Consider the following 8729-nt stretch of genomic DNA (forward strand, 5'->3'; position numbering starts at 1 on the left):
AGAAGTTTAACATATCCTTGACGGAAAAGCGGTTTGTCCATTTTCGACTGTCGAAGGCAAGCGTGTGGCTTGCCCCGTCACGCCAAGGCGTGACGGAAGACCGAACAACCACCTGCTTCACAGACCCATATATGGGTCTTTAAGCGGCGTTGTTCGGTCACTCGACAGTCGGATGCAATGACCGGCAAAGACAAAAAATGTTAAAGCTTTAAATTGCATCTATATAGACCGCTGACGGTTTTGGCTTGGCAGCTGTCGATCGAGTTCGTCAACGAGTTCGGCGAAATGACCTAAGACCCGCTCGATCGGTTCGGGGCTTGTCATATCCACTCCGGCTCGCTTGAGCAGACGGATCGGATCATCGGATGCGCCGGAGCGCAAAAATTGTTTGTACCGCTTCACCGCCTTGCCGCTTGCATCGGTTTGGATGCCGCTCACAATGGTGTACGACGCCGCGAGCGAAGTGGCATATTTGTATACATAAAAGGCGTCATAAAAATGCGGGATGCGCAGCCAGCCGCGCGCGGCGCCGGGATCGGCGGCGTACGCCGGGCCGTAATACGTTTTCAGCAGGCCAAGCCAAAGATGGTTCAGTTCGTCCGCTGTCAGACTGCCGCCTTGGCGCACTTTGTCATGAATCATCCGTTCAAATTCGGAATACATCACTTGCGTGTACAACGTGCCGCGGATTTGCTCGATTTGTTCGACGAGCAGGCGGAGTTTTTCTTCTTTTGTTTTCGCCTGTTTGTACAAATAATCGAGCATGAGCCATTCGTTCGCGGTCGAGGCGACTTCGGCAGTGAAAATCGAATGACCGGAATAATGGTACGGCTGCGCGCGGTTCGTGTAGACGGAATGCATGGCGTGCCCAAGCTCGTGAGCCATCGTCAATACGCCATCAAGCGAACCGTTGTAATTGAGCAAGATGAACGGATGGGTGTCATACGCTCCCGTGTTGTAGCCGCCGGTATATTTTTTCGGGCGCGGGAAGACATCAAGCCATCGCTCTTGAAACGCTCGGTGCACCTGTTTGATATAGTCGGCGCCGAGCGGCTTGAGCCCTTCGACAATGAACGTTTTCGCTGTTTCAACTGGGATCGATTTCGCCGTTTCGCCGACAAGCGGCACGTACAAATCATAGCTGTGAACGCGGTCAAGCCCGAGCGCGCGCCGCCGCAATTCGATATAGCGGTGCAGCGCCGGCAAATGGCGGCGGGTGGCGGCGATTAAGTTGTCGAACACTTCCTTCGGGACATCGTCGGCGGCCAGCGCGGCGGCCAGGCCGGATGGATAGCGGCGCACGTTCGCATACAATTCGTCCGCTTTGACCGAGGCGTACAACGTCGCCGCGGCGGTCTGCTCGAGCGCCTCATAGCTTTTCGCTTTCGCTTCAAACGCCGCCTTTCGATAGCGGCGGTCCGGGTGCTCGAGCATGGCGGCGTATTGGTCGTCGGTCAATGTCACTGTTTTTCCATTCGGCATCGTGACAGACGGCGGCTCGTAATCGCCGCGGACGGCGTGGTCATAAATGTTCTCCGCCTCGCCGAGCACCGGCGATAGTTTCGCGAGCAGCCGCTCTTCGCGTTTCGTAAGCGTATGCGGCTTTTGCTCGCGTAACTCATGGAAGTAATAGCGGTACGCTTTCAGCTCTTTGCTCGTTTGGAGCTTCTTGAGCGTCCGCTCGGGTAGGGCGAGCAGTTCCGGCTCGATGAACGCTGTTTTCGCCGCATATTGGGCGGCGAGCGCTTCCACTTTTGCCCCAAGCCGGGCCGCTGCCTCGTCTTCAATGTTCAGATCGCGTTTTAAATGGGTGTAAAGCGCCAGTTTTTCGAGCTTGCGGGCCGTTTGTTCGTTGAGGGCGAACAGTTTGGCGATCGTCTTTTCATCATCGAGTTTTCCTTCAAACGCCGCCAGTTTCGGCAAGGCGTTTTGCACCGCCTTGTAGTCGTGCATCCACTCGGCTTCGGATGGATAAATGTCGGCTAGGTTCCATTCGTATGCGGTTTCGGCGGCTGATGCCGGCCATGGGGAGGCGAAAAGAAGCACAGCGGCGAGCCCAAGAAGCCAGCGCTTCATATCATCACGTCCTTTCCGTTTTTTCCTCTTGTTGGTAGTATGCGCAAGCGGAACGATTTTAGCCAAAAATAAAGAAAGGGAGACAATCAATGGAACGAATTCGGTTGGCGGACGATTTGACGTTTTCCCGCCTCATTCACGGCTGTTGGCGGCTTGCGGACTGGGGCTATTCGCGCGAGCAGCTGCTCGGGCTCATTGAATTTTGTCTTGAGCGCGGCATTACGACGTTTGACCATGCTGATATTTACGGCGACTATACGTGTGAATCGCGCTTTGGCGAAGCACTGGCGTTAAAGCCAAGCTTGCGCGGTCAGATCGAGATCGTGACGAAATGCGGCATCAAGCTGCCATCGAAGTACGGGATGAAATTATACGATACAAGCAAAAATCATATCATCGCTTCGGTTGAGCAATCCCTTCGACACTTCCATACCGATTATATTGATGTATTGCTTATCCACCGCCCGGATCCGTTTATGAACCCGGAAGAGGTGGCCGAGGCGTTTCTCCAACTCAAGCAGGATGGAAAAGTGCGCTATTTTGGCGTTTCCAACTTTAAACGTTTGCAGTGGGAAATGCTTCAGTCGTATTTGCCGTTTCCGCTCGTGACCAACCAAATCGAAGTATCGGCGTATCGGTTGGAAAATCTTGAAGACGGCACCGTTGACCTTTGCCTTGAGAAGCGCATTCCGCCAATGGTATGGTCGCCGCTCACCGGCGGGGCGATTTTTTCCGCTGACGATGACCGGGCGGTGCGGTTGCGCGGGACGCTTGAACAAGTGCGGGGTGAGGTGGGCGCTGAGACGATCGACGAAGTGTTGTACGCGTGGCTTCTCGTTCATCCAGCGCGGATGATGCCGATTGTCGGCTCGGGGAAACAAGAAAGCATCGAGCGGGCGGTGCGGGCGTTGTCGCTTCCGCTTTCCCGCGAGCAATGGTTCGCTATCTTACAAAGCTCCATGGGGCATGATGTGCCGTAAGGGGAGAGGACGATGAAGGTCATTATCGCGGAAAAGCCGGACCAAGGGGCGACGCTCGCCTCGATTTTTCGGACGAAAAAACGGCAAGGCTATATCGAAATTTTGCCGAATGACTTGTTTCCCGACGGGGCGTATATGACATGGGCGATCGGGCATTTGTTCCAGCTCGCCCCGCCGGAGCGGTATCGGCCGGAGTGGAAGCGGTGGACGCTCGGCACGTTGCCGATCATCCCGGAACGGTTTGAGTATGAGATCGAAAAAGCGAAGGCGAAACAGTTCAAGGTTGTGAAAGAATTGCTGCGAAAGCCGGAAGTGACGGAAATCATCCATGCCGGCGACGCGGGGCGCGAAGGGGAGCTCATTGTGCGCAACCTCATCCGCCTAAGCGGCGTGAACAAGCCGATGAAGCGGCTTTGGCTGTCGTCCTTGACTCCGAAGGCGATCGAGGAAGGGTTCCGCCGCCTGCTTGATGAACGGACGACGCGCCCGCTCTATGAGGAAGCGTACGCCCGCGCCTGCGCGGATTGGCTCGTCGGCATGAACGCCTCGCGCGTGTACAGCCTCTTGCTGAAGGAGCGCGGGATGAACGATGTGTTTTCCGTCGGGCGCGTGCAGACGCCGACATTGGCGCTGATCGTCCGGCGTGAGCGGGAAATTGAGCAGTTCCGCCCTGAACCGTTTTGGGAAGTCGTCGCCTCGTTTGTCATTGGCGACAAGCGTTATGAAGGAAAATGGACGGATAAAAACGGCCAAACGCGTCTTGGGGACGAGGAGATGGCGAAAAAGATCGCTGCCTTTTGCCAAGGAAAACGGGCGGAAGTCGCCGACGTCCACACAGAGCGGAAAACGTATCAGCCGCCGCTGTTGTTCAACTTATCGACGCTGCAAGCGACAGCGAACAAGTTGTACCGCTTCTCGCCGAAAAAGACGCTTGATGTGCTGCAATCGCTCTACCAAAAAGGGATCGTTTCGTATCCTCGTTCCGATTCGATGCATGTGACGAAAGGGGAAGCGGAAACGTTTCCCGCCATTTTGCAAAAGCTGTCCTCGTTTCCGGCGTACGCTTCGTATTTTCCGCTGCCGCAGCCGTCGATTTTACAGAATAAACGTTATGTAAACGAGAAAAAGGTGACGGACCATTACGCCATTATCCCGACCGAGCAAGTGGTGGATCCCGAGAAGCTGTCAGCCGACGAACGGAAGGTGTACGATTTGGTCGTCCGCCGCCTAATTGCCGCCCACCATCAGGCGGCGGTCATCGATTATACGACCGTCACAACGCTCGTTGACGGCCGGGCCCGCTTTGTTTCGAAAGGAAGACAAGTCGTCGAGGAAGGATGGCGCGCCGTCATCCGTCCGCATGAGGAGGAGAAAGATGCTGCGCTGCCTCTCCTTGAGCGAGGGGAGGCGGGGGAAGCGGCCGCTGTCAAGGTGAAAGAAGGGAAGACCGAGCCGCCGAAACGGTATACAGAAGGCGAACTCATCACCTTGATGAAAACGGCGGGAAAATTTTTGGACGATGAGGAACTGGAAAAAGTGCTCGCCAAAACGGAAGGGCTCGGCACGGAAGCAACAAGGGCGGCGATCATTACCATGCTGAAAGAGCGGAAGTATATTGAAGTGAAAAACAACCTCGTATATGCGACCGACAAGGCGAAAGTATTGATCGAGGCGCTCGGCGGCACGATTCTCGCCTCGCCGGAAATGACGGCGAAATGGGAGCAGCGCTTAAGCGAAATCGGCGAAGGGAGCGCCTCTCCCGCTGCCTTTATGGAACAGGTGAAAAAGTTGGCGCAAAAAGTGGTCGCTGACGCCATCGCCACTGCGCCGAATTGGAATTTCAGAGGGGTTGACACCGCCTCGATCCAACGGACAAGGAAGAAAAAAACGATGGGCGAGAAGCTTGGACCGTGCCCGCTTTGCGGCGGGACCGTCGTCGACAAAGGAACGTTGTACGGCTGCGACCAGTACGCGAAAACAAAATGCCCGTTTACGATCTCCAAACGCATTCTCGGCAAATCGATTTCGGCGGCCAATGTGAAAAAACTGCTGGCGCAAGGGAAAACGAATGTCATCAAAGGGTTTAAAAAAGGCGAAAAAACGTTTGACGCCATCCTTGTCTGGGATGAAAACGAGAAGAAATTATCGTTTCAGTTTCCGAAGCGGTGACAAGGGCGGGGGAGGAAAGGATGGAGCGCTTGGCAAAAAGGCGGACCGATGGCGGACCGCCGATCTGACCTCCCGATTTATAACAAGGGATGGAGATTTTTTATTTTTACATCCTTCTTCATGTTCATTGGTTGTCATTTCTTCTTTTTTCACTGTCTTTAAATTAAAATTGTTCAACATTTCACAAACTATTCAATAATAGATGATTCTAAGCATCCAAAAATATAGTATCATAGAGATGAGATCTGTTATATATGATTGTTCTGAACAATTGGGAGGGGATCTGTTATGAAACAAGCTGTTGCTGTATTAGACCCGTGGCGAAATTTTAAAGGGTCTAAATGGAAAAAGTCCATTGACGTCCGTGACTTTATTTTAAAAAACGTAACCGTTTACTATGGGGATGAATCGTTTTTAGAAGGACCGACCGAAGCAACGAAAAAACTTTGGGAACAAGTGATGGAATTGTCGAAGCAAGAACGCGAAAAAGGCGGCGTTCTTGATATGGACACATCCATTGTTTCCACCATCACTTCCCACAGACCAGGTTATTTAAACAAAGACTTGGAAAAAATCGTTGGCTTTCAAACGGATAAACCGTTTAAGCGCGCATTAATGCCGTTCGGCGGCATCCGCATGGCGCAGCAATCATGTGAAGCATACGGCTACAAAATAAGCGACGAAGTGAAAAAAATCTTTACGGAATACCGAAAAACGCATAACCAAGGTGTATTTGACGTTTACACCGAAGAAATGAGATTAGCGCGCAAAGCAGGAATCATCACCGGTCTTCCAGACGCGTACGGACGCGGCCGCATTATTGGCGACTATCGCCGTGTAGCATTATACGGTGTCGATCGTCTGATTGAAGAAAAACAAAAGGATTTGAAAAACACCGGCGCAAGAACGATGACGGAAGACATTATCCGCCTTCGCGAGGAAATTGCTGAACAAATTCGCGCGTTAAACGAATTGAAACAAATGGCATTAAGCTACGGTTACGACATTTCCAAACCAGCGCGAAACGCGCATGAAGCATTCCAATGGCTCTATTTCGCTTATCTCGCCGCCATTAAAGAACAAAACGGCGCAGCGATGAGCTTAGGGCGCGTTTCCACCTTCTTAGATATTTATATCGAACGCGACCTACAAGAAGGTACACTAACAGAAAAAGAAGCGCAAGAGCTTGTCGACCATTTTGTGATGAAATTGCGCCTTGTCAAATTCGCAAGAACGCCGGAATATAACGAACTATTTAGCGGCGACCCGACATGGGTAACAGAATCAATTGGCGGAGTCGCTATCGACGGTCGTCCGTTAGTAACGAAAAACTCGTTCCGTTTCCTTCATACGTTAGATAACTTAGGACCTGCGCCAGAACCAAACTTAACCGTACTTTGGTCGAAACAATTACCGGAAGCGTTCAAAGAATATTGCGCGAAAATGTCGATTAAAACAAGCTCGATTCAATATGAAAACGACGACTTAATGCGCGTTGAATTTGGCGATGATTACGGAATTGCCTGCTGCGTATCGGCGATGCGAATCGGTAAACAAATGCAATTTTTCGGAGCGCGCGCCAACCTCGCAAAAGCATTGTTATATGCGATTAACGGCGGCGTCGATGAAAAATTAAAAATTCAAGTTGGTCCTGAATTTGCGCCAATTACATCCGAATATTTAGATTATGGCGAAGTAATGCGTAAATTCGATCAAGTGCTTGAATGGCTTGCCGAACTTTATATTAATACACTCAATGTCATCCATTACATGCACGACAAATATTGTTACGAACGCATTGAAATGGCGCTTCATGATACCCACGTTTTGCGCACAATGGCAACTGGTATTGCCGGGCTATCGGTTGTCGCCGATTCGTTAAGCGCGATCAAATATGCAAAAGTAAAACCGATTCGCGATGAAAACGGCATTGCTGTTGATTTTGAAATTGAAGGCGACTTCCCGAAATACGGAAATAACGATGATCGCGTCGACCAAATTGCGGTTGATTTAGTCGAACGCTTTATGACGAAATTGAAAAAACATAAAACGTATCGCGATTCAAAACATACGTTATCGATTTTAACGATTACATCAAACGTCGTATACGGTAAAAAGACAAGCAATACACCAGATGGCCGCCGCGCTGGCGAACCGTTTGCTCCAGGAGCGAACCCGCTACACGGCCGCGACATGAAAGGTGCGCTCGCTTCGTTAAGCTCTGTGGCAAAATTGCCGTATGAACACGCCCTAGACGGTATTTCAAACACGTTCTCGATCGTTCCGAAAGCGTTAGGAAAAGACGAGGAAACACGTATTCACAATCTTGTCGCTATTTTAGACGGTTACATGGAAAAAGGCGGGCATCATCTCAACATTAACGTGTTGAATCGCGAAACATTATTAGACGCGATGGAACATCCAGAAAAATATCCGCAATTAACGATTCGCGTCTCTGGATATGCCGTCAACTTCATTAAACTAACTCGTGAACAACAAATTGACGTCATTAACCGCACGTTCCATGAAACAATGTAATCTCTCCCCCCTCCTTCTTGTGAGGGGGTATATTTCTCTTAGGAAGGAGAACATGCGTATGAAAGGATTTATTCACTCCATCGAATCATGCGGTACCGTCGATGGCCCGGGCCTTCGTTATGTCATCTTTACACAAGGATGTGTATTGCGCTGCCAATATTGCCATAACGCCGATACATGGGAAATCGGAAAAGGAAAAGAAATGACCGTAGAAGAAATTATCGATGACGTGAAAACGTACTTGCCGTTTATCAACGCTTCCGGCGGCGGGATTACCGTCAGCGGCGGAGAACCTTTGCTACAAATCGACTTTTTAATTGAGCTATTTAAAGCATGCAAAAAACTCGGCATTCATACAGCAATCGATTCGTCAGGGGGATGCTACACGACAGAAGCATCGTTCCAGCAAAAATTAAACGAATTGCTTTCCTATACGGATTTAATTTTGCTTGATTTAAAACATATCGATGAAAAAAAACATCGGAAACTGACAGGAAAAACAAATAAACACATTTTACAATTTGCTCGGTTTTTATCCGAAAAAAACGTTCCTGTTTGGATCCGGCATGTTCTCGTTCCAACCATTACCGATGACCCTAATGACTTGCGCCGTCTCGCCGCTTTTATTCGTACGTTAAATAATGTGGAAAAAATTGAAATTCTCCCGTACCATAAACTAGGGGTATACAAATGGAAAGCGCTTGGATTGAAGTATCCTTTGGAAGGAATTGAACCTCCTTCGGAAGAAAGCGTACAAATGGCCCAACAAATCTTAAATGGAACGGAAAATAGCACGCCTCTTACGTAATGTAAGAGTTTTTTTCTGATTTCACATATATATACCCGTGGTGCTAGTTGAGCTTTATCGCTCAACTAGCCCAAGTGTAACCAGGGAATAAGCTAACAATATACCGTCTAGTGCCACTTCAAATCCGATAATCGAATTGGCTCGGATCCCCGTGATGC

The 8729-nt window shown here is 50.3% G+C and carries 5 protein-coding genes and 1 pseudogene; 4 read left to right on the plus strand and 2 right to left on the minus strand.

Translation table 11 applies throughout. The features are described from left to right. Positions 1-219 precede the first annotated feature (219 nt). Positions 220-2076, minus strand: a complete 1857-nt coding sequence (gene pepF, locus IKE44_RS01810; RefSeq protein ID WP_287464837.1) for an oligoendopeptidase F — start codon at positions 2074-2076, stop codon at positions 220-222. A gap of 89 nt (positions 2077-2165) precedes the next feature. On the opposite strand from pepF, the gene IKE44_RS01815 reads away from it, so the two are divergent. The 4 genes from IKE44_RS01815 (at position 2166) to pflA (ending at position 8571) form a co-directional block, all read left to right on the plus strand. Next, complete coding sequence (locus IKE44_RS01815) at positions 2166-3056, plus strand: aldo/keto reductase (RefSeq protein ID WP_287464838.1); 891 nt, start codon at positions 2166-2168, stop codon at positions 3054-3056. A 12-nt stretch (positions 3057-3068) separates the two neighbouring features. After that, positions 3069-5225, plus strand: a complete 2157-nt coding sequence (locus IKE44_RS01820; protein WP_049624865.1) for a DNA topoisomerase III — start codon at positions 3069-3071, stop codon at positions 5223-5225. Between the two features lie 288 nt (positions 5226-5513). Continuing rightward, positions 5514-7763: a formate C-acetyltransferase gene (pflB, locus tag IKE44_RS01825; protein WP_287464839.1), complete on the plus strand. Its 2250-nt coding sequence runs from the start codon at positions 5514-5516 to the stop codon at positions 7761-7763. 58 nt (positions 7764-7821) lie between these two features. Continuing rightward, on the plus strand, positions 7822-8571 hold the full coding sequence (gene pflA / locus IKE44_RS01830; protein WP_033016988.1) for a pyruvate formate-lyase-activating protein: 750 nt from the start codon (positions 7822-7824) through the stop codon (positions 8569-8571). Between the two features lie 54 nt (positions 8572-8625). Here pflA and IKE44_RS01835 read toward each other — a convergent pair. Further along, positions 8626-8729 (minus strand): annotated as a pseudogene (locus IKE44_RS01835) (IS982 family transposase); the annotation flags it as partial.

Source organism: Geobacillus sp. (assembly GCF_017515625.1).
In the GTDB taxonomy this organism is placed as follows: Bacteria; Bacillota; Bacilli; order Bacillales; family Anoxybacillaceae; genus Geobacillus; species Geobacillus stearothermophilus.